This is a genomic window from Streptomyces viridosporus (assembly GCF_002078235.1).
Taxonomy (GTDB): Bacteria; Actinomycetota; Actinomycetes; order Streptomycetales; family Streptomycetaceae; genus Streptomyces; species Streptomyces viridosporus.
Window position 1 is genome coordinate 1 of sequence record NZ_MSGP01000047.1, and the last position, 21,897, is coordinate 21,897.

At 71.6% G+C, this 21,897-nt stretch carries 20 protein-coding genes; 14 read left to right on the forward strand and 6 right to left on the reverse strand.

The annotated features are described in order from the left end of the window. Positions 1-1,243, forward strand: a 1,243-nt coding sequence (locus tag B7L92_RS03385) for an amino acid permease (RefSeq protein ID WP_081236010.1), incomplete at its 5' end; no start/stop codon positions are given. Between the two features lie 407 nt (positions 1,244-1,650). Continuing rightward, positions 1,651-2,184 (forward strand): hypothetical protein, encoded by a 534-nt coding sequence (locus B7L92_RS03390; RefSeq protein ID WP_081236011.1) that lies wholly within the window; start codon positions 1,651-1,653, stop codon positions 2,182-2,184. 90 nt (positions 2,185-2,274) lie between these two features. On the opposite strand, the gene B7L92_RS03395 is transcribed toward B7L92_RS03390, so the two are convergent. Continuing rightward, the gene (locus B7L92_RS03395) at positions 2,275-4,587 is read right to left on the reverse strand and encodes an FdhF/YdeP family oxidoreductase (protein WP_081236012.1); all 2,313 of its coding nucleotides are present in this window, start codon (positions 4,585-4,587) and stop codon (positions 2,275-2,277) included. A gap of 303 nt (positions 4,588-4,890) precedes the next feature. On the opposite strand from B7L92_RS03395, the gene B7L92_RS03400 reads away from it, so the two are divergent. After that, on the forward strand, positions 4,891-5,409 hold the full coding sequence (locus B7L92_RS03400) for an SRPBCC family protein (protein WP_081236013.1): 519 nt from the start codon (positions 4,891-4,893) through the stop codon (positions 5,407-5,409). Positions 5,410-5,614: 205 nt separating this feature from the next. On the opposite strand, the gene B7L92_RS03405 is transcribed toward B7L92_RS03400, so the two are convergent. Both B7L92_RS03405 and B7L92_RS03410 read right to left on the reverse strand, forming a co-directional pair. Beyond that, positions 5,615-6,028, reverse strand: coding sequence for an SRPBCC family protein (locus B7L92_RS03405; protein ID WP_081236014.1), 414 nt, complete (start codon positions 6,026-6,028; stop codon positions 5,615-5,617). 31 nt (positions 6,029-6,059) lie between these two features. After that, a complete protein-coding gene (locus B7L92_RS03410; protein WP_081236015.1) occupies positions 6,060-7,070 on the reverse strand; it encodes an aldo/keto reductase in 1,011 nt (336 codons plus the stop codon). A gap of 147 nt (positions 7,071-7,217) precedes the next feature. Between B7L92_RS03410 and B7L92_RS03415 the strand changes: the two genes are divergently transcribed. The 4 genes from B7L92_RS03415 (at position 7,218) to B7L92_RS03430 (ending at position 11,601) form a co-directional block, all read left to right on the forward strand. Then, positions 7,218-8,117, forward strand: coding sequence for a LysR substrate-binding domain-containing protein (locus B7L92_RS03415; RefSeq protein WP_081236016.1), 900 nt, complete (start codon positions 7,218-7,220; stop codon positions 8,115-8,117). Positions 8,118-8,419: 302 nt separating this feature from the next. Beyond that, positions 8,420-9,376 (forward strand): GlxA family transcriptional regulator, encoded by a 957-nt coding sequence (locus tag B7L92_RS03420; protein ID WP_016827741.1) that lies wholly within the window; start codon positions 8,420-8,422, stop codon positions 9,374-9,376. A gap of 100 nt (positions 9,377-9,476) precedes the next feature. Continuing rightward, positions 9,477-10,475 carry a type I glyceraldehyde-3-phosphate dehydrogenase gene (gap, locus tag B7L92_RS03425; protein WP_081236017.1) on the forward strand — a complete coding sequence of 333 codons (999 nt, stop codon included), beginning with the start codon at positions 9,477-9,479 and terminating at the stop codon, positions 10,473-10,475. A 625-nt stretch (positions 10,476-11,100) separates the two neighbouring features. Continuing rightward, positions 11,101-11,601, forward strand: coding sequence for a GNAT family N-acetyltransferase (locus B7L92_RS03430; protein ID WP_081236018.1), 501 nt, complete (start codon positions 11,101-11,103; stop codon positions 11,599-11,601). 243 nt (positions 11,602-11,844) lie between these two features. Here the strand turns inward: B7L92_RS03430 and B7L92_RS40960 are convergent, their stop codons facing one another. Further along, the gene (locus B7L92_RS40960; RefSeq protein ID WP_004992359.1) at positions 11,845-12,012 is read right to left on the reverse strand and encodes a hypothetical protein; all 168 of its coding nucleotides are present in this window, start codon (positions 12,010-12,012) and stop codon (positions 11,845-11,847) included. Between the two features lie 222 nt (positions 12,013-12,234). Further along, positions 12,235-13,137, reverse strand: coding sequence for an EamA family transporter (locus B7L92_RS03435; protein ID WP_255310737.1), 903 nt, complete (start codon positions 13,135-13,137; stop codon positions 12,235-12,237). 73 nt (positions 13,138-13,210) lie between these two features. Here B7L92_RS03435 and B7L92_RS03440 point away from each other — a divergent pair, with 73 nt between their 5' ends. The 7 genes from B7L92_RS03440 (at position 13,211) to B7L92_RS03480 (ending at position 20,676) form a co-directional block, all read left to right on the forward strand. Continuing rightward, positions 13,211-14,122, forward strand: coding sequence for a LysR family transcriptional regulator (locus B7L92_RS03440; RefSeq protein WP_081236019.1), 912 nt, complete (start codon positions 13,211-13,213; stop codon positions 14,120-14,122). 886 nt (positions 14,123-15,008) lie between these two features. Next, on the forward strand, positions 15,009-15,398 hold the full coding sequence (locus tag B7L92_RS03450) for a thiol-disulfide oxidoreductase DCC family protein (RefSeq protein ID WP_081236031.1): 390 nt from the start codon (positions 15,009-15,011) through the stop codon (positions 15,396-15,398). Between the two features lie 375 nt (positions 15,399-15,773). Next, positions 15,774-16,865, forward strand: coding sequence for a DUF475 domain-containing protein (locus B7L92_RS03460; protein WP_081236021.1), 1,092 nt, complete (start codon positions 15,774-15,776; stop codon positions 16,863-16,865). Positions 16,866-17,006: 141 nt separating this feature from the next. Further along, entirely contained in the window at positions 17,007-17,438 is a 432-nt protein-coding gene (locus B7L92_RS03465) for an NfeD family protein (protein WP_004992355.1), read from the forward strand. 4 nt (positions 17,439-17,442) lie between these two features. After that, positions 17,443-18,483: an SPFH domain-containing protein gene (locus B7L92_RS03470; RefSeq protein ID WP_081236022.1), complete on the forward strand. Its 1,041-nt coding sequence runs from the start codon at positions 17,443-17,445 to the stop codon at positions 18,481-18,483. A gap of 312 nt (positions 18,484-18,795) precedes the next feature. Next, positions 18,796-20,256 (forward strand): dihydrolipoyl dehydrogenase family protein, encoded by a 1,461-nt coding sequence (locus tag B7L92_RS03475; RefSeq protein WP_081236023.1) that lies wholly within the window; start codon positions 18,796-18,798, stop codon positions 20,254-20,256. 117 nt (positions 20,257-20,373) lie between these two features. After that, positions 20,374-20,676 (forward strand): muconolactone Delta-isomerase family protein, encoded by a 303-nt coding sequence (locus tag B7L92_RS03480; RefSeq protein ID WP_081236024.1) that lies wholly within the window; start codon positions 20,374-20,376, stop codon positions 20,674-20,676. Positions 20,677-21,029: 353 nt separating this feature from the next. Here the strand turns inward: B7L92_RS03480 and B7L92_RS03485 are convergent, their stop codons facing one another. Beyond that, positions 21,030-21,632, reverse strand: coding sequence for a GOLPH3/VPS74 family protein (locus B7L92_RS03485; RefSeq protein ID WP_081236025.1), 603 nt, complete (start codon positions 21,630-21,632; stop codon positions 21,030-21,032). Between the last annotated feature and the right edge of the window lie 265 nt (positions 21,633-21,897).

The following is a 21,897-nucleotide window of genomic DNA, read 5'->3' on the forward strand; positions in this document are numbered from 1 at the left end:
GGCCTCCGTCGCCCCGTACGGCACGATCAGCCTGCTCGCCTTCGGTCTCCTGACCGTCGGCGCCATCGCCCTCGCCCTGGTCTTCGGCCGACTCGCCGAACGGGACCCGCGCACCGGCGGCCCGTACGTCTACGCCCGTGAGGCCTTCGGCGACTTCGCCGGCTTCCTCGCCGCCTGGGCGTACTGGATCACCACCTGGGTGTCCAACGCGGCACTCGCCGTCGCCGCCGTCGGCTACCTCGACGTGCTGATCCCGGTGAACGACCACCGCTGGACCGCCTGCCTCGCCGCCCTCGTCCTGCAGTGGCTGCCCGCGCTCGCCAACTTCGCCGGCACCCGCTACGTCGGCGCCGTGCAGCTGGTGTCCACCGTGCTGAAGTTCGCGCCGCTGCTGCTCGTCGCCGTCGGCGGACTGTTCTTCTTCGACCCGGACAACCTCGGTCCCTTCCACGCCGGCGGCGGCAGCGCCATCGGCGCGGTCTCCGCCTCGGCCGCGATCCTGCTCTTCTCCTACCTCGGCGTGGAGTCCGCCGCCGTCAGCGCGGGCGAGGTGGAGAACCCCCGGCGGACCGTGGGACGCGCCACCGTCATCGGCACCACGGGTGCGGCGCTCGTCTACCTGCTGGGCACGCTCTCCGTCTTCGGCACGGTCGCCCACGACCGCCTGGTCGACTCCACCGCGCCCTTCTCGGACGCCGTCGACGCCATGTTCGGCGGCGCCTGGGGCGGCTGGGCCGTGGCGCTCGCCGCGCTCGTGTCGATGACCGGCTGCCTCAACGGCTGGACGCTGCTCAGCGCCCAGACCCCGTACGCGGCGGCGAGGGACGGACTGTTCCCCGCCGCGTTCGCGCGCAGGCGGCGGGGGGTGCCCACGGTCGGCGTCGGCGTCACCGTCGCCCTCGCCTCGCTCCTGACCGTCTACAACTACACCTCGGGCACGGCGAAGGTGTTCGAGGTCCTGGTCCTCGTCACCACGTTCACCGCGACCGTGCCGTATCTGCTGGCCACCGCCGCACAACTGTTCCACCTCGCCTCCGGGCGCCGCGACCGGATCGACCGCGCGCGGCTGGTGCGCGACGCCGTGATCGCGTCGATCGCGGTCGGGTTCTCGCTGTGGCTGGTCGCGGGCGCCGGATACGTGGCCGTCTACCAGGGCGTGCTGTTCCTGTTCGCGGGCGTGCCGGTCTACGCGGTGATGGCGGCCCGCGGGCAGCGGACGAAGACCCCGGCCGACGGGCGGTGACGCCGGCCGACGGCACGTACGGCGGAGCGTTCGACGCCGTGTTCTCGCGGCCCGCCGGGCTCGCCGCGACGGGTACCGGTCCCACCGGACCCGCGGCGACGACTTCTCGAGCGGCGCGGGCGGGACGCGGTCGGCCGCTCGGCCCGTGCACCGCCCGAGCGGATGGAATAGTTGTATTTCGTGAAAACAACGGTCCTGTCACGGTCCGATCCACGGCACGCTCGGTGTCCCGCAGGTCAGGCGGAGGGCGCTGGCTCCAGGAGAAGGCTTCGGGAGAAGGCGCTGCTCGTCCGCGTCACAGAAACAGAAGTCGCGTCAGGCTGCGACTCATGCGCACAGCCGGGTCCCGATCTCCCGGTGCGTGCCTTGCCGCCCCCTTCCGTACCCTCCCGGCGGAGGCGGTAGCGATGTCCCACGGTGCCCACCGTCTCCCCCGGCCGACTGCCCCGCGGCAGGCACCGGGCCGGCGACCGGCGGAAACAACACTGTTCAGCGGCGTCTACGGGCTCGTCCTGGCCAGTGCGCTGGCGGCCGCGCTCAACTCTCCCGGCGAGGCGGCCGACCCCGGGTCGGACGCGCTGTGGGTCCTGCTCACCGCCCTCGCCTCCGCGGCCGCCCACGGCTATGCCCACGTCGTCGCGCACCGGCTGTCGTCGGACCGCAGCGGTGCCGGAGTCGGACTGCGCGCCATGCTCGCCGAGTGGCCGGTCGTCGCGGCGGCCGCTCCCACCGTCGTGCTGCTGCTGACCGCGGTGCCCTCTTGGTGGACGGAGACCGAGGCGGTGAACACCGCACTGGTGCTCAACACCCTGCTGCTCGCCGGTTGGGGAGCGTGGACCGCGCGCGGTGCGGGCCGCGGGTGGATGGCCTCGCTCCGCGCCGGAGCCGCCGACATGCTGATCGGCCTGATGATCATCGTGGCCAACGCCCTGATCAAGTAGCGGCTGCGGCCGCCGGCGTCCGGGTCGCGGCCGAACGCGTCCCGGTGTCGCGGTGGAGCCGCACCACGTCGACGGCCGTACCGGTCGCCCTCAGCCCAATGCCGGGACGGGCCGGGCGTGGATGGGCTGCAGGCGGACGACGACGCCCTTGTAGGTGGGCTGGTTGCTGGTTTCCGCCACGCTGTCGAGCGGCACCAGGACGTTGGTCTCGGGGTAGTACGCGGCGGCGGAACCGCGCTTGGTCGGGTACGCGACGACCAGGAAGTCCTCGGCGCGCCGCTCGGTGCCGTCCGTCCACACGCTGACCAGGTCGACGTGGTCACCGTCGACCAGGCCCAGTCCGGTCAGGTCCGCCCGGTTGACGAGGACGACCCTGCGGCTGCCGCGGATGCCGCGGTAGCGGTCGTCGGACGTGTAGGGGACGGTGTTCCACTGGTCGTGCGAGCGCAGGGTCTGCAACAGCAGGTGCCCCTCGGGGACCCGCGGCATGTCCCAGGCGTTGCAGGTGAACCGTGCCTTGCCGACCGGTGTCCGGAACACGCCCTCGTTGACCGTGTTGGGCAGCCTGATGCCGCCGGGGCGCACCACGCGCCGGTTGAAGTCGTGCAGTCCCGGGACGATGCGGGAGACACGGTCCCGGATCTCCCCGTAGTCGGCCTCGAACGCGTCCCACGGGATGTTCCCCGTGCCGTCGAGCGTACGGCGGGCGAGCCGGCACAGGATGGCGACCTCGCTGAGCAGGACGGGGGAGGCCGGCTTCAGCCGTCCGCGCGAGGTGTGCACCTCGCTCATCGAGTTCTCCACGGTGACGAACTGCTCGCCGCCGGCCTGGAAGTCCCGTTCGGTGCGGCCCAGTGTCGGCAGGATCAGCGCGGTGCGGCCGCACACGGTGTGCGACCGGTTGAGCTTGGTGGAGATGTGGGCGGTCAGGCGGCACGAGCGCAGGGCCTCCTCGGTGACCGCGCTGTCCGGTGCGGCCCGGACGAAGTTGCCGGCGAGGGAGAGGAAGAACTTGATCCGGCCCTCGCGCATCGCCCTGATCGCGTTCACCGAGTCCAGCCCGTGGGCGCGCGGCGGGTCGAAGCCGAACTCCTGCCGCAGCGCGTCCAGGAAGGAGTCCGGCATCTGCTCCCAGATGCCCATCGTCCGGTCTCCCTGTACGTTGCTGTGTCCGCGCACGGGGCAGGCTCCGGCGCCCGCTCTGCCGAGGTTTCCGCGCAGCATCAGGAAGTTCACGATCTCCCGGATGGTGGGAACGGCGTGCTTGTGCTGGGTCAGTCCCATGGCCCAGCAGACGATGACGCGCTCGCTGCGCAGCACCTCGTCCCGGGCCTGTTCGATCTCTTCGCGGGTCAGACCGGTCGCCGTGAGGATGTCGTCCCACTCGACGGTGCGGGCGTGCCGCGAGAAGTCCTCGAACCCGTCGGTGTGCGCGCGGATGAAGTCGTGGTCCAGTACGCGGCCGGGCCGGGCGTCCTCGGCCTCCAGCAGCAGCCGGTTCAGGCCCTGGAACAGGGCCAGGTCCCCGCCGCCGCGGATGTGCAGGAACCGGTCGGCGATCCGGGTGCCGTTCCCGATCACCCCGCGCGCCTTCTGCGGGTTCTTGAACCGCAGCAGTCCGGCCTCGGGCAGCGGATTCACCGCGATGACACGGGCGCCGTTCCGTTTGGCCTGTTCCAGCGCGGAGAGCTGCCGGGGGTGGTTCGACCCGGGGTTCTGGCCCACCAGGAAGATCAGGTCGGCGTGGTGGATGTCCTCCAGGCTGACCGTGCCCTTGCCGGTGCCCAGGGTCTCGTGCAGAGCGAAGCCACTGGACTCGTGACACATGTTGCTGCAGTCGGGCAGGTTGTTGGTGCCGAACGCCCTGGCGAAGAGCTGCAGCACGAAGGCGGCCTCGTTGCTGGCCCTGCCCGAGGTGTAGAAGACGGCCTCGTCGGGTGAGTCGAGGGCGGTGAGCTCCGAGGAGAGCAGTCCGAGTGCGTCGTTCCAGCTGATCGGCTCGTAGGTGTCGGAGCCGGGCCGCTTGACCATCGGTTCCGTGAGCCGCCCCTGCTGGTTCAGCCACAGGTCGGATCGCCGGGCGAGGTCGGAGACCGGGTACCGGCGGAAGAAGTCGGAGGTGATGCGCCGCGTGGTCGCCTCGTCGTTGATGTGCTTGGCGCCGTTCTCGCAGTACTCGTTGCGGTGCCGGTGCCCCGGGGACGGGTCGGCCCAGGCGCAGCCGGGACAGTCGATGCCGTCCACCTGGTTCATCGTCAGCAGCGTCTCCCCGGTTCGCAGGGGGGAGGTCTGCTCGAGGGAGTACTCCAGCGCGTGCGCCACCGCCGGCACTCCCGCCGCCCACGTCTTGGGCGGTGTCACGGTGAGCGGGTCCTTGGAACCGTCGTCGGGCCGCTTCGGCATCGGACTTCCTCTCACCGGACCGTCGGGTTTTCCCAGTCTCGCGCCCCTGTCCGGGGGGCGCCACATGATCTTCCGTCGGCGGTCGTCACACTCCGTTTCCCCGACCGCGGCCTCGTGGCCGTCCCGCGTGCGGTCCATCGGCTCGCGCCGACCGCCCGTGCGGGGCGGGAGCGCACGGGTGGGCGCCGTGGGGGATGCACGGGGCCGTGTGGTGGCGGATCGGCGGGTGGGCGGCGACACTGAGGACAGCAGTGCCGACGACAGCAGCGCCCGACGACAGGCGGGGCCATGCGTGCAGCAGCCATGAATTCCGTTGAAGAGTCGATCGAAGTCGCGGTTCCCTTGCACACCGCCTACAACCAGTGGACGCAGTTCAAGACCTTCCCCCGCTTCATGTCCTCGGTGAAGGAGGTCGAGCAGCTCCGGCCCAATCTCATGCGCTGGGTGATCGGGGTCGGCCCGGTGCACCGCGAGTTCACGACGGAGATCGTGGAGCAGCGGCCCGACTCGCTGGTCGCGTGGCGCTGCCTCGACCGGTGGGCCGGTCATCGGGGCGAGGTGTCGTTCCGGAGGCTGACCCCGGACCGTACCGAGGTCGTCCTGCGCATGCGTTTCGAGCCGCAGGGAGTCAAGGGCCGCGTCCTGGCCCGAGCCGGGGCGACGTCCCGTACGGTCCGGGCGGAACTCGGCCGCTTCAAGGAGTTCATCGAAGGGCTCGGGCAGGAATGCGGCGCTTGGCGGGGTGTCATCCACAACGGACACGTCCAGCCCCTGGAGCCGCACCCGCCCAGGAGCCGGGTGGCCGGGTGGCCGGTCGGCTGAGCCCGCCCGCGGGCTTCCCGGACGGGGCTCAGGCGTCCGCGGAGCCGGCGTGGTTCCCTCGCGTCGTGCGGTGCAGCGCTTCGTGCACCCCGTCCGCCACGCTCGTGCGCCCGGGTACGGCCTCGCCGGCGGGTCCCGCGGCACGGGGCCGGTCGGCGCCGTCGTGCGAAGCGGACGGCGCCGACCGTGCGTCCCGTACCCGTGTTCACCCCCCGAGGGTCTTCTTCAGCGCGGCCAGCCCTTCGGTGTAAATGCCCCGGAACAGGGTGATCGCCTCCTCTTCGCCTGTCCCTGCCGGCGTGAAGGTGCCGGACCACTCCACACGGCTCTGCCCGCCGGGCACCTCGTGCACGGTGAGGGTGGAGCGGTAGCCGGTGACGGGGAACGGTGCCCGGAGGATGGAGTAGCTGTAGGTGCGTGCCCGGTTGTCGAACGCTTCGAGGCGTTCGACGATGACGCCGCCCTCCTCGTTCTTGAGGCTGCGCACGCGTCCGCCCTCGCTGAGGGTGCTCTCGGGGATGTAGGGCAGCCAGTCGGGCAGGGAGTCGAAGCCGCCGATGAGCTGCCAGACGCGTTCGGCGGGCAGGGGGAGGTCGATGGTTGCGGACGTGGTGGCCATGGTCGTCGTCTCCTGAAGGGATGAGGTGGGGTCAGGCGCCGGGTACGGGCGCGTCCTGGGCGATCAGCCCCTCCGCGCGCAGAGCCGTCCAGAAGGCCGCCGGAACGGTCTCGTCGAGCGCGGCGACGTCCTCCGCGACACGGCTCGGCCGGGAAGCACCGGGGACGGCCGCGGCGACCGCGGGGTGGGCGAGGGAGAACTGCAGCGCTGCCGCCTTGATGCCGACGCCGTGCTGCCCCGCGAGTGCCTTGATGCGCTCCACCTTGGCGACGACCGGGGCGGGGGCCTCCTGGTACTCGAAGTGCTGCCCGCCCGCCAGGACACCGGAGCTGTACGGTCCGCCGACGACGATGTCGACGCCCCGATCCGTCGCGGCCGGCAGCAGCCGCTGCAGCGCGCGCTCGTGGTCGAGCAGTGTGTAGCGGCCGGCGAGGAGGAAGGCGTCCGGCTTCGGTTCGTCGAGGTCCAGCGTCAGCTCCAGGGGCTCGACCCTGTTGACCCCCAATCCCCAGGCCTTGATGACGCCTTCGTCACGCAGCCGCTGCAGCACCCGGAACGCGCCGGTGCGGGCGCTCTCGTACGCGGCGAGCCACTCGTCGCCGTAGAAGTCCTGCGCGACGTCGTGCACCCACACGATGTCGAGGCGGTCCGTCCGCAGCCGCTCGAGGCTGTCCTCGATGGAGCGCAGCGTGGCGTCGGCCGAGTAGTCGTTGACGATCCTGTTGGGGCGCCCGTGCTCGAAGAGCCCGCCCTTCTCCCCCAGGTCGCGTGCGGAGGGGTCCTCGATCTCGTCGAGGATGACGCGGCCGACCTTCGTGCTCAGGACGAACTCGTCGCGGGGGCGGCCGGCCAGTGCCGCACCCAGCCGGATTTCGGACAGGCCCGCGCCGTAGAAGGGCGCGGTGTCGAAGTAGCGGACGCCGTTGTCCCAGGCGGCGTCGACGGTGGCCGCGGCCTCCTCGTCGGGTATGGCCCGGAACATGTTGCCCAGCGGTGCGGTGCCGAAGCCCAGACGACCGGGCAGGAAGGACATGAGGGACATGGAGCGGATCCTTGCTGTAAGAGCTGCGGCGGATGCGGTTCGCGCGCTCTGTGCGCGGTCCGCCGGTCTGACGTGTTCGAGGCTAGGAACTAGACTTGAGACTGTCCAAGACTTACTTGGACACACTTGAGTCCTCAGAGGTCTTACATGCTTGACCTGCGGCAACTCCGCTACTTCGTCGCCGTCGCCGAGACCGAACACGTCGGCCGGGCCGCCGAGCGGCTGCACATCTCCCAGTCACCGCTCAGTCGGCAGATCGCGCAGCTCGAGCAGAGCCTGGGCCTCACCCTGTTCGAACGCAGCCAGCAGAGAATCCGGCTCACCCGGGACGGCCAGGTCTTCCTGGCCGAAGCCCGCGCACTGCTGCGGCACGCGGACCGCCTGGAGAACCTGGGCCGCCGACTGGGCCGCGGCGAAGAGGGCGGCCTGTGCATCGGCTACGTGGCGGACGCCATGCACACCGGCGTCCTGCCCGGCGCGCTGCGCGCCGTGCGCGGCGAACGCCCCGACGTCCACATCGCCCTGTACAACCTTCCGCCCACCGAACAGCTCGAAGGCCTGCGGCAACGCAGCCTCGACATCGCGCTCGTCCACGAACCCCCCGACGCGGACGACCCCGACCTGCTGGCCGCACCCCTGCTCGAGGACCCCCTGCTCCTCGCCCTGCCGGCGAGGCACCCTCTCGCCGGCCAGGAAGAGGTGGCTCCCAGCGACCTCGACGGCCGGCCGTGGATCGCCGTCGAGAACACCCAGGATCCCGCCTGGCGGGACACCTTCATCGCCACCTGCACGGCAGCCGGCTTCACACCCGACATCCGCCTCCACGCCGCCGAGCCACTGACCGCGCTCGGTCTGGTCGCCTCCGGGCTCGGACTCGCCCTCATACAGAAGAGCATGACCCGCGCCACCACCGAAGAGGTCGCCGTACGCGAACTCCCCTGGTACACGACGAACATCCAACTGTGGGCCGCATGGCACCGGATCGACCTACGCCCCTTGGTCACGGACTTCCGCACCACTGTCCTGCGCACCCACGACGCCCCCTGACGTCCGTCATGAACGGGCCTCGCCCGGCACGGGAACGACACGAGCACGGCCGCCGCTTCGGCAGGAGGCGGCCATCTCCTTCCGCATCAGGCGGCCTGGCACGACGCGGACTTCGCCGTGGTCGGCATAATGGGTCGCTTCACCCACCGCCTCGGGGGAGAACGCCGTGCGGGTGCACGGCCCTCCCCCGCACGGACGCCGACGCCGACGCCGACGCCGGGCAGTACTACCGCGTGTCCCCCGCGACCGGGCAACGATCACGCTCGTCACCGGCCTCCGGGAGACCTCGTACCCTGTTTCCCGTGTCGTCCTCCCGTTTGCGCCGCGTCGCCGTCCTGGTGCTCGAGGGTGCGAAGCCGCTCGATGTCGGCATTCCCGCGCAGGTGTTCACGACCCGGGCGAGCATGCCGTACGAGGTGCGGGTGTGCGGCGCGGCGCCCGGTCTCGTGGCCGGCGGCGACGGCCTGTCGTACCACGTCGCCCACGGCCTCGACGCGCTCGCGTGGGCCGACATCGTCTTCCTTCCCGGCTACCGGTTCCCGGACCGCGACGACCCGCCGCGGGCCGTCGTCGACGCGCTGCTCGCCGCCCACCGTCGGGGCGCGCGGCTCGCCGCCATCTCGACGGGTGCCTTCGCCCTCGCCGCCACGGGCCTGCTCGACGGCAGGCGCGCCACGACGCACTGGCACTACGCGCGGGCGCTGACGGCGAAGCATCCGCTCGTCCGGGTCGACGAGAACGTGCTGTTCGTCGACGAGGGCAGCGTGCTGACGTCGGCCGGGGCCGCCTCGGGCATCGACCTGTGCCTGCACATCCTGCGCGGCGACCTGGGGGTGGCCGCCTCCAACCACGCCGCCCGGCGCCTGGTCGCAGCCCCGTACCGCAGTGGCGGTCAGGCGCAGTACGTGCCGCGCAGCGTGCCCGAGCCGCTCGGCGAGCGGTTCGCCGCCACCCGCGAGTGGGCGCTGCACCGGCTCGGCGAGCCCCTCACCCTCGAGATGCTCGCCCGGCACGCGGCGGTCTCACCGCGCACGTTGTCGCGGCGCTTCGTCGAGGACACGGGGTACACGCCGATGCAGTGGGTCATGCGCGCCCGCATCGACCTGGCCCGTGAGCTGCTGGAGCGTTCGCAGCGCGGCGTCGAGCAGATCGCCGCCGACGTCGGTCTGGGCACCGGCGCCAATCTGCGGCTGCACTTCCAGCACATCCTCGGCACCACCCCGAGCGAGTACCGGCGCACCTTCGCCCGGGGCGAGTAGCCGGTCGCCTGGCGCGATCCTTTCGAACCGTGGCGCTCGCGCCGCGGTCACGGCCGGATGCCGCACGCGACGCTGGTGGTGAACCGAAGGGACAGCATTCATGACTCGCATCGCCATCAACGGATTCGGCCGCATCGGACGCAATGTGCTGCGCGCGCTGCTCGAACGCGACAGCGACCTCGAGATCGTCGCCGTCAACGACCTCACGGAGCCCGCCACCCTCGCACGGCTGCTCGCCTACGACACGACGGCCGGCCGGCTCGGTCGCCCGGTGACCGTCGACGGGAACGCCCTCGTCGTCGACGGCCGTCGCATCACGGTGCTCGCCGAGCGGGAACCGGCGCGGCTGCCGTGGGCCGAACTCGGCGTGGACACCGTGCTCGAGGCGACCGGCCGCTTCACGTCGGCCAAGGCCGCCCGCGCGCACCTCGACGCGGGCGCGAAGAAGGTGCTCGTCGGTGCGCCGTCGGACGGCGCCGATGTCACGCTCGCCTACGGGATCAACACCGCCGCCTACGACCCGGCCGTGCACACGATCGTCTCGAACGCGTCGTGCACGACCAACGCGCTCGCGCCGCTGGCGGCGGTGCTGGACGAGCTCGCCGGCATCGAACACGGCTTCATGACGACGGTGCACGCCTACACGCAGGAGCAGAACCTGCAGGACGGCCCGCACCGTGACGCCCGCCGCGCCCGCGCCGCCGCCGTCAACATCGTGCCGACCACGACGGGCGCCGCCAAGGCGATCGGCCTCGTGCTGCCGGGCCTCGACGGAAAGCTGTCGGGCGATTCGATCCGCGTGCCGGTTCCCGTGGGCTCGCTCGTCGAACTCAACACGACCGTGACCCGCGACGTGACGCGCGACGACGTGCTGGCGGCGTACCGCGCCGCGGCACAGGGGCCGCTCGCGGGCATCCTCGAGTACGCGGACGACCCGCTCGTGTCGTCCGACATCACGGGCAATCCGGCCTCCTCGATCTTCGACTCGGCCCTCACCCGCGTCGACGGCCGCCACATCAAGGTGGTCGCCTGGTACGACAACGAGTGGGGCTTCTCGAACCGCGTGATCGACACGCTCGAACTCCTCGCCACCCGCTGACAGGGATCCGGTGACAGGGCTCCGGGACACCCCGGTGCCCGCTCCCGGCGGGTCGAGGGCGGCTCCGCGTGGACGGGGACCACGGCCGGCTCGGCCTGTGCGGACGGCTGCGAGGCGAGCACAGAGAAGGGGAGAGGACCGGAGAGAGCGGGAGAGGACGCAGCACACTTCGGGGGTTCTGGTCCGCCGTGTGCTCGGCGGCGACCGGGACGCCGGTCGGCTCGCTCGCCACGGGCGTGCTCCTCATCGGGCGGGGGACGCCACCGGGGTGTACGCGTACCTGTTGGTGCCGACGATGCCGGTGGCCTTCTCGGTGGGGCCCGTCGGCGGACCGGTACTGCTCCGCGGCCCGGACGACTCCCCCGTCAGCTCCTCACGTCCGTTTCGAGGAGGGGCGGCTGACGGCCGTGTGCACGGTGCGCGGTGCGTGGTCGTTCGCCCGTCTCCTCGTACCGTTCGGGGCGTTCTTTCCGCAGGTGCGGTGCGGTGGTGTCACCACGCGCCCATCGGCCGGGAGTTCGGCCGGACCCGACTGACGGACGCGGGTGATGTCCGCGCGGCCGGGCGGTGCGACGGTGGTTAAATCCTTTTACGCGTCGCGCTCCGGCGTGGTTGGCTCGCGCCCATGACCTGGCTGCCGCATGACTTCGTCCACCCCCTCCACGTCGACGTACCCGGCGGCGGGGGTCACCGGCTGCGTCCGATCAGCGGTGCGGACGCGCCGCTCGACTACCCCGCGGTGATGGGCTCGCGGGAGCGGCTGTGGTCACTCTTCGGCGCCGCCTGGGGCTGGCCGTCGGCCACGATGTCGTACGAGGCGAACCGTGCGGACCTGGAGCGGCACGCCGCGGAGATCGAGGCCCACGAGTCGTTCAACTACACCGTCGAGAACGCGGACCACACCGCTCTGCGCGGTTGCGTCTACATCGACCCGCCGGAGAAGCGGGGGGCCGACGCCGAGATCTCCTGGTGGGTGGTGGACGAGGAGGTGGGTGGTGCGCTGGAGCGGGCGCTGGACGCGTTCGTGCCGCGCTGGATCGCCGAGGACTGGCCGTTCGAACGGCCGCGGTTCATCGGACGGGACCTGACGTGGGAGGAGTGGCTGCGGCTGCCGGACCACCCGTGAGCCGCGCGCGTACGCCGGCTCCCGTGGCTCCGGCCGGTTGAACCGGTGCACGAACCGCCCGTGTGCGGAGGCCGGTTCACCCGCCCGCGGCCCGCCACCGGCAAGACCCCTCATGACCGCGCCGGCGGACGGTCCGGTCGACAGTCACCGGAGACACCGTTGCAGCGCCGAGGGCCTGCCCGGTCACCGCGGCCACCACGAGGGCCCGGTGACAGGGTGTCACCGGGCCCTCGTGGTGCCGGGTCAGCGTCTGCGGGACCAGCCGGCCCCGATTCCTGCCACGTGCAACGCCAGGGCGGTCAGGCCCAGCAGCATGACGTTCACCGAAGAGAACACGTCGTTGGTGCCGATCTCCGCCGCATTGATCAGGAACGCGATGAAGAACAGTACCGCCGCGACTATGCCGAGCACGGGTGAGCTCCTCTCATAGGGGTGAATCCCGTATGCCCGGTCATCGCGTTCGCAGACGGGGACGGAGACCCGGACTTGGCTCGGGACCGGTCGGACCCCTCCGTCGGCTCTCCCGACCCCGCCTGCGCAAGGCTCACGCGGTGGGGGCCACCCGCTTCGACGAGGAGCGGCAACCGCACAGCCCCCCTCGTCACTTCTCCCGGCACTGTCGCGGGGTCCTGGTCATGCCTCGGTCCTCGTCCGCTTTCGAGCGCCTTCTGAAAGGTGGGAGGCGCCCCTGTGCCTGTCGCGGCCTCGCCGTGCTCCTGGCCGGGCCACCGTCCCGGCGCTCGCCGTGCCCACGCACGCCAGGGCCGCCCACTGCGCCGCGCTCAGGTGCTCGTCGAGGACCAGCGCTCCTGCGAGGCCCGCGCTCGCCGGCTCCAGGCCGGCCAACACGCCGACCGTCCTCGTCGGCAGGCGCCGCAGGGCCGCCAACTCCAGCGAGTACGGGAGCACCGCCGAGAGCACCGCCACCACACCCCCCGTCAGCAGCACTCGGGAGGCAAGCAGTTCCGTCCCCTGCTCCCTCACCCCCAGCGGCACCGTCAGCACAGCCGCCCAGGCCACCGCGAGTGCCAGTGAGCCGCCTCCGCTGCCGTCGGCCCCCGCTTTCTTGCTCAGCAGTAAGTAGGCGGCCATACAGGCCCCCGAGGCCAGGGCGAGGAGCACGCCGCCGAGCGGGAAACGGGCGTCGTGCGGAGCGTGGAAGAGCCACACGCCGCCTCCTGCCAGGACGGCGCAGCCCGCGTCGCGGAGGCGGCGCGAGGTGAGCAGCGCAAGGGTGATCGGCCCGAGAAGCTGCAGAGCGCAGGCCTGCCCCAGGGGCAGGAGGGTCAACGCGGGATAGATCAAGTTCATCCCCGCGATGGCTGTGCCGAAGCCGAGTACCAGCACCGCTTCCCCGCGGCTGCGCGGCAGCGAAGGCCGGTGCAGGAGCAACAGGAGCGCTGCGGCCGGCCCGAGGCGCAGGGCCACGACCCCCGACGCGCCGACCACGTCGGAGAGATGTTTGCCGATGGCCTGCCCGAACTGGATGCTCAGCACGCTCCCCAGCATCAGCGCGGGGGCGGGAAGCTTCGTCATGACTCAAGGCTTGGCGCCGAGAGCATCAACGTCCAGCAAATACTTTTGCATCCGACCGTTTAGGCTCGCCTACATGATCGATCACCGGCTGAACGTTCTGCGGACACTCGCCGAGCACGGAACGGTGACCGCGACCGCCGCCGCCCTGCACCTGACCCCTTCGGCCGTCTCCCAGCAGTTGCGCCTGCTGGCCCGTGATCTGGAGGTGGAACTGCTGCGACCGGAGGGGCGGCGGGTACGGCTGACCCCGGCCGCGCACATCGTGCTCCGGCACGCCGACACACTGCGGGAGCAGTGGGAGGCGGCCCAGGCGGAACTCGCCCGGCACGGCGCGGTCCTCCGGGGCACGTTGCGGTTGTGCGGGGTGTCCTCCGCGCTGGCCGCGCTCGCGGCCCCGGCCGTCGCCCGGCTGCGGAGGACGCACCCGTCGGTAGAGCCACTGATCGTCGAGGAAGAGAGCGCAGAGTGCTACCGGCTGCTGCTCGCCGACGAGGCGGACGTGGCGCTGGTGCTGCCCGGCCCGGACGCGCCGCCCTTCACCGATGCCCGCTTCGAACAGGCCTCTTTGTTGACCGACCGTCAGGACCTGCTGGTCGCCGAGGGGCACCGGCTTGCCCGGCCCGAGGGGGTCGGGCTCGCGGAAGCCGCCGATCAGGCATGGATCGTGAAGAAGCACCACAACGACACCTACCCCCTGATGACGGCGGCGTGCGCGGCCGCCGGCTTCACCCCCCGTGTCGTCCACCAGGTCAAGGAGTGGTACGCCGTCTCCGCACTCGTCGCGGAAGGGCTCGGTGTCTGCCTCATGCCGAGGATCGTCCCGCTGCCCCCGCACGCGGTGACGCGGGTCCCCCTGCTGGGCGAACCGGCTCCCGTGCGGCAGTTGCTGACCGCCGTGCGGCGCGGCAGCGCCGCGCACCCCCTCGTCGAGGCAGGACTGGACGCGCTGCGCAACGCGGCCTCGGCCCACGTCGCCGGCGGTTGACGTCGACGAGTCCAGGGACGCGGCTCTCCTCGCTCCCTTCGAGGACCGGGCCGTGACGACACGGGCGTGGGCGTACGGGGATCAGTGGGCCGGCACGGGCACGGCGCGGGACGCCGAGGGGATCGAGCGGCCGATGCCGGTGGTCGCTCACCGGGAGGTGCTGGAACCCTTGGCGGTCGCCGCGGACGAGGACGTCGACTGGATGGAGCGGCTCGGACGGATCACCGGCTGGACGCAGCCGGCCCGGCGGCCGGACGTGGACCGGGCGGAGGTGGAGTCGTGCCTGGGCACCGCGCTGCCGAGCGACTACGGGCGCATGGTCGAGACGTTCGGCGCGGGCGCCTTCGACGGGTACCTGGGCCTGCACCAGGAGCCGTGGACGGATCTCGGGGAGGACGGCCTGCTCGTCCGGGCGAGCACCGAGCACGAGGACCCGTACCGCTGGAGGGCCGACGGCGACGACCTCGGTCGGCCCGTCGTGGTCCGGTCCTTCGACGACGGGGACGTCCTCTTCGACCGCCGGGTCGCGGAGTTCGTGGAGCAGCGGCCGCCGAACGGGTGCTCCGCGCCGTGGGGCGGAAGAGTCGGCCTCCGCGCCGTGGGCGGAAGAGTCGGCCTCCCCACCCCACGGCGCGGCGACGAGCGTGCGTCGCTCACGCCCGAAGGCCGGCGACCAGCACTCGACGCAGGGGCCCGTCCCCCCGCCCAGAGCGCTGCCCCTGTCGTCCTTCAGCTCGACCGGTGCAGGAGGCGATCGGTCATGCGACGGGTGTGCGCCGGCGGCGGTCCGCCTCGGCCGGGGCGGCTCGCGCACGGTGGCCGGCGCTCCCGGCGGCAGCGACGCCTCGGCGGGGAGGTGGACGGCGCGCGCGGCATGATCGGGGTCATGCGGATCCGGCCTGTGCTCGTCTTCGACGGAGACTGCGGCTTCTGCACCAGCTCGGTGCGTCTCATCGAGCGAGTGGTGCGTCCACGGTGTGAGACCGTCCCCTGGCAGCGGGCCGATCTGGCGGCGCTGGGCGTCACCCCGGAACGCGCCCGGCACGAAGCGCTCTGGGTGACACCGACCGGAAGGGTGTACGGCGGCGCTCAAGCGGTGGCGAAGCTGCTGCTGAGCGCCGGCGGCGCCTGGACGCTCGCGGGAGCGTTCCTCACCCTGCCGGTGGTGCGCTGGGCGGCCCACGCCGCCTATCGACTCGTGGCGGACAACCGGCAGCGTCTGCCCGGTGGCCCGGCGGGGTGCGCGCTGCCCGCGGACCGGACACGGCGGACGTAGCCCGGTGGCGCGTCGGCGTGGACCGGGAAGCCGTACTTCCTTCCCGCCCCCGGCTCGTCGGACCGTCCCGGGCGGGCCCGGAGCCGGTGCTCAGCGGACCCGTCATGGCGCCGGACCGGCGGGGTGCCCCCGTGCCGGACGGTGCCCGGCGGCCGGCAGGACGCGACGGCCTCCCGCAGCCGGCCGCGGACGTGTGCGCGGCGCCGCCGAAGGAGCCGCGGGCGACGCTCCCGGCGGGGCCGCTCCTCGCGTGAGGGCGCGGGGCCGGTTCCCGCGGGCACTGCCTCGCGCCACGTAGTAGACATCCGGGAGAAGGGCACTGGAACGAGAGTCACCGTCCGGCGACGAGCGCGACGAGAAAGAGAAGAGTGCCACGTGCTGCTGAAGACATTCCGCTGGACCTTCGTCGTCACGGCCCTCGGCCTGGTCGCCGGAGCGCTGTACGACGGCTGGACGGCTCTCGGCCTGGTCGCCATCCTCGCCGTTCTGGAAGTCTCGCTGTCCTTCGACAACGCGGTGATCAACGCCGGCATCCTCAAGAGGCTCAACGCCTTCTGGCAGAAGATCTTCCTCACCGTCGGCATCCTGATCGCCGTCTTCGGCATGCGGCTGCTCTTCCCCATCGTCATCGTCGCCGTCAGCGCCCGGCTCACACCGTCCCAGGCCGTCCACCTCGCGCTCACCGACAAAGCCCGCTACCAGGAGCTCGTCACCGACGCGCACCCGTCGATCGCCGCGTTCGGCGGCATGTTCCTGTTGATGATCTTCCTCGACTTCGTCTTCGAGGACCACGAGACCAAGTGGCTCGGCCCGGTGGAACGCCTCTTGGCCAAGATCGGCAGGATCGACATGCTGTCGGTCTGCATCGCCCTCGCCGTCCTGCTCGTCACCTCCATGACGTTCGCCGCCCACGCCCACCAGCACGGCGGCGTCCACGCCGACAAGGCCCAGACGGTTCTCGTCTCGGGCATCGCGGGTCTGATCACCTACCTGGTCGTGGGCGGGCTCTCCGGCTTCTTCGAGGACAGGCTGGCCGCCAGGGAGAACGAGAGCCGTGCCGAGCAGCGCCCCGAAGGCGTCGGCGGGGGCCGGCCCGCGGTGGCCCTGGCCGGCAAGGCCGCGTTCTTCACCTTCCTCTACCTCGAGGTGCTGGACGCGTCGTTCTCCTTCGACGGCGTGATCGGCGCCTTCGCCATCACCAACGACATCATCCTGATGGCCCTGGGCCTGGGCATCGGCGCCATGTACGTCCGGTCGCTGACCGTTTACCTGGTCCGCCAGGGCACCCTGGACGACTACGTCTACCTCGAGCACGGCGCCCATTACGCGATCGGCGCGCTCGCCCTCATTCTCCTCGTCAGCATCCAGTACGAGATCAACGACATCGTCACCGGTCTCATCGGCGTCACCCTGATCTGCGCCTCCTTCTACTCCTCCGTCCGCCACAACCGCGCCACGGCTCGATAAGGACCGAAGAGAGATGCACGCTTGAATCGAACCGCCCGCCGATTCGACGCATCCTGACGAAGAACACACAATTCCGTGATCAGGGGAGAATGGAGAGAACCACAGGCAGTCATTGTCCTCACCTGCGAGAAGAAGCGCATCATGGATCCATGGTTGATCTGGTTGATCATCGCGGCTGTTCTGGCCGTGGCGGAGATCCTCACACTCACCGCCGCGCTCGGAATGCTGAGCGCGGCCGCCCTGGTCACCGCGGGCTTCGCCGCGATCGGGTTGCCTCCGGCCTTCCAGCTGGTGGTGTACGCCGTCGTCGCCACCGTCACCGTGCTGTTCGTACGTCCCATCGCCCTGCGTCACCTGCTGAAGCCCCAGACGGCACGTTTCGGTGTCGACGCGCTGGTCGGCAAGGCCGCCTATGTCGTCTCGGAGGTGACGGGCTCCGGCGGCAGGGTCCGCATCGACGGCGAGGAGTGGACGGCCCGCGCCTATGACGACACGCTGGTGATTCCGTCCGGAGCGACCGTCGACGTCATAGAGATCAGTGGCACCACCGCATTCGTCTATCCCCGGGACTGAAGCCATGGACTCTTCAGCATCTCTCATCGCCGGCCTGATCGTCGCGGTCATCGCGATCTTCACTGTGATACGGGCCGTCCGTATCGTCCCCCAAGCACGCGCCCGCAATGTCGAACGGCTCGGCCGCTACCACCGGACGCTGAACCCCGGTCTCAACCTCGTCATCCCCTACATCGACCGCGTGCGCCCATTGATCGACCTGAGGGAGCAAGTCGTCTCCTTCAAACCGCAGCCGGTCATCACCGAGGACAATCTGGTCGTCGAAATCGACACCGTCCTGTATTTCCAGGTCACCGACCCGAAAGCGGCTTTCTACGAGATCGCCAACTTCCTCCAGGCCGTCGAGCAGCTCACCGTCACCACCTTGCGCAACGTCGTGGGCTCCATGGACCTGGAGAAGACGCTCACCTCACGGGACACCATCAACAGCCAACTCCGTGGCGTACTGGACGAGGCCACCGGAAAATGGGGGCTCCGGGTCAACCGGGTGGAGATCAAGGCCATCGACCCCCCGCAGTCCATCAAGGACGCGATGCAGAAGCAGATGCGAGCCGAGCGGGACAAGCGGGCCGCGATCCTGGGTGCCGAGGGACAGCGCCAGTCGCAGATCCTCACCGCCGAAGGGGACAAGCAGGCTGCCGTCCTGCGCGCGGAGGGCAACCGTACCGCCGCGATCCTCCAGGCCGAGGGCCAGTCCCGGGCGATCGACGAGGTGTTCCAAGCCGTTCACCGCAACGACCCCGACCCCAAGCTCCTCGCCTACCAGTACCTCCAGGCGCTGCCCCAACTCGCGCAGGGCCAGGGCAACAACTTCTGGATGATTCCCAGCGAAATCACCTCCGCGCTCCAGGGCGTCTCCCGCGCCTTCACCGAGGTACTGCCCCCGTCGTCGGCCACCCGCGAGAAGCCGTCCCACGACGACATGGCCGCCCAGGCCGCCAGCGACACGGCCCAGGCGGCGGAAGCCGCCGCCGAGGCCCTGGCCGACGCCGCACAGGCCGACGGTGCCGCCGCCGGCCGCATCCCGCCCCGCCCGACTCCCTGAGCCCTTTCCGCCTTCAGCGCGAGCCGGCCGGCCGCAGACAGAGGACGGGGGCGATAGGCGGCCCGCGCCGGGCGGAAGACCTCGCGTCGGCCCGCCGGGAACGCGCGGTCCCGGCCCGGGCCCACCGGACGGTCGCGCGCCGCGGTGCCGGAACACGGGCGGGGGTCCCGGCCCGCCAGGCGATGTCTCCCCCGCTGGAGGAAGATGGAGAAGCGCTGCCGCGACGTCGAACGGGTCCCGTCGTCACGCAGTGGTCTCCCCCCTTCTGTGCGCCGTGCGGCGGCTGGAAGTCGAATGAAGACGGGAGCAGGGATGAAGGGCACTTCTCGCGTCTGCGACGTGGTGGTTCTCGGTGCCGGTCCCGCGGGCGAGAACCTGGCCGATCGTACGAGCGCCGCCGGACTCACCTCGGTGATCGTGGAGAACGAGCTGCTCGGCGGGGAGTGCTCGTTCTGGGCGTGCGAGCCCAGCAAGGCGCTTCTGCGTCCGGTGGTGGCGCGGGCCGACGCCCGTCGGGTGCCGGGGCTGAGGCGAGCCGCCGAGGGACCGTTGGACGTTCCCGCGGTCTTCGCCCACCGGGACGAGATGGCCGCCCACTGGCAGGACGGCGACCAGGTGGACTGGCTGCGTTCCGTGTCCGTGGACCTGGTGCGGGGCCACGGCCGGTTGGACGGGCCGCGGCAGGTCGTGGTGGACACCGCGGACGGCGGGACCGTACGCCTCACCGCCCGGCACGCCGTCGGCGTGGCCACGGGAACCATCACCGCCTTCCCTGATCTTCCGGGGCTCGAACAGGTCCGCCCCTGGACGAACCGTGACGCGACCGCCGCCCGGTACGTGCCGGAGCGGCTCGCCGTGGTGGGTGGCGGTGTGGTGGCCGTCGAGATGGCCACGGCCTGGCAGGCGCTCGGATCCCGGGTGACCGTGCTGGTCCGCGGGCACAAGGGACTGCTCAGCCGGATGGAGCCGTTCGCCGGGGAGATGGTGGCGGACGCCCTGCGCGCGGCCGGTGCGGACCTGCGCTTCGACACGTCGGTGACCGAAGTCGTCCGGGAGGGCGAGGCGGGAAGTCCCGTACGGATCACCCTGTCCGACGGGGGCTCACTGGTCGCGGACGAGATCCTGTTCGCGACCGGCCGCGCACCGCACACGGCGGACATCGGCCTGGAGACCGTCGGTCTGACCCCTGGCGACTGGCTGGCCGTGGACGATTCCTACCGGGTGACGGACGTCCCCGACGGATGGCTCTACGCGGTCGGCGACGTCAACCACCGGGCGTTGATGACACACCAGGGGAAGTACCAGGCGCGCATCGCGGGCGCCGTGATCGGAGCGCGCGCCGAGGGTGAGCCGCTCGACGACGGCAGGTGGGGCGCGCACGCTTCGACGGCCGACAGCGCCGCCACGCCCCAAGTGGTCTTCTCCGAGCCGGAGGTGACCAGTGTGGGGCTGACGACGCGGGAGGCGGAGCGCACCGGGCGCCGGGTCGACGTCGTGGACCACGACATCGGCCGCGTCGCCGGCGCGGCCCAGTACGCCGACGGGTACCGCGGCAAGGCGCGCGTACTGATCGACGCCGACCGCGGAACCGTCGTCGGGGTGACCTTCGTCGGTCCCGGGACCCAGGAACTGCTGTACTCGGCCACCGTCGCGATCACCAGTGAGGTGCACGTGGACCGGCTGTGGCACGCCGTCCCCGCCTTCCCGACGATCAGCGAGGTCTGGTTGCGCGTTCTCGAGACCTACCGGGACCGGGTCGGCCGGATGACGTGACGCCCCTGCGGCACGGTCCTCGACCGACCGCTGCCCCGCCGCCCGGTGCTTCCCCACGTCCTGTTGATCGCCGGGCACCCCGGGGGCCTTCACCGAGCGGAGAGAACGGAGAACGACATGCGGGAGTTCCTCGTCGAACTCACCACCACCATCCCGGAGGGCACCGACCCGGCCGAGGTCGACCGGGTCCGCGCCGCGGAGGCCGTACGCGCCGGGGAGCTCGCGGCCGGCGGGCATCTGGTACGTCTGTGGCGCCCGGTCGGGGAACCGCGCAGCATCGGCCTGTGGCGCGCCGACGACGAGACCGAACTTCGACAGAAGGTGCTCGGCACCCTGCCGCTGTGGCCCTGGATGACCGCGGTCGTCACGGAGTTGCAGTCCCACCCCAACGACCCGGGCGGCGCCGACGCTCCCGCCTGACCTTCCTCCGGCCGCTTCCGGCCCGGCTCGAAGGAGTCGTCGCGGCGGATCCCGCACGCCTCGACGGCCGGCCGTACGCGACCGGGCCCGGACGGGCACTTCACTTCACGCTCGGCGCTCGCGAAGGGCCCGTTCGCGGTGGTGACCCGGACGACCCGACGGGTCTCCGTGTGTGCGTCCGGACCCAGGAGCGGCGCCCTCGGCGCAACGGACGGCCGCGGGCCGGCCGCCGCGCACCGGAAGGAGAGGGGGAAGCCGAAGGGGGTCGGGGCGGGCCTCCGAGCCGGACCAGGACCGCGGCCGTCGGGCCGGACCGTCGCCGGGCGGTCGGGGGCCGGCCCGCCCTCACCGCGTCACTGGCCCCGCCAGATGTTGTCGAAGGCCGCCTTCTCGATCGATCTGCGCTGCCGTACGGCAGCCAGCTGTGTGACGGCGTCGTAGACGCCTCCCAGTACGGCGCCCTGCTCGTCCGTCAGACCGGTGAGCGCGGCCTCCTGCTGGTCGGTGATCCCGGCGGCGGCCGCGAGGCCGGTGAGGACGGGCTCGCGGGCCGTCCAGCGGTCGGCCGCACGACGAAGGTCCGGGGAGTCCGTCGGCGCCGGACGGCTCCTGCTGAACGGGTTGCGGTGGGGCCGTGCGGGCGCCACCAGTCCTTCCGCTTCGAGCGCGGCCCGATAGCGCGCGGCCAGGTCACGGCCCCGGCGCCACAGCCAGTCCACCACGGTTTCGTGGGGTGCTCGCCGTATGAGCAGCGACTCGGCTTCCCGCAGCAGGGGATCGTCGGTCCGTGGCGACGCGCCGGGCACGAGCCGGTCACCGTCGAGGGTGACCGCCTGGGAGTCGATGAGGTCGATCAGTTCGGCGCCCGCCAGCGCGAGCGACAGGTCGCCCTGTTCCACGGCGGGGTTGGTCTCCGGGTCGGCGGCGACGATCGACAGGTCCCGGGCGGTGGTCATGAGCGACTCCAGATCTGACGGGGGCGATCGTCACCGGCGGGGCCGATCGCTTGACCGGCCCAACGCGTCGGTCGGCGGCCGGGGGGAGGTCATCAGGAGGTCCGATCGTTCCCCCCGACCACGATAAGCGCAGGCGCGGGCGGGGCGCGTCGCGGGACGGGGACCGATGACGAAAGCCGGGTGCTCCTGTCCGGCCGTGTCCGGTTCCGGGCCGGAGCGGCCCCATTCGACGAGATCGCTCCCGGACGATGGTCGTGGGCGGCCG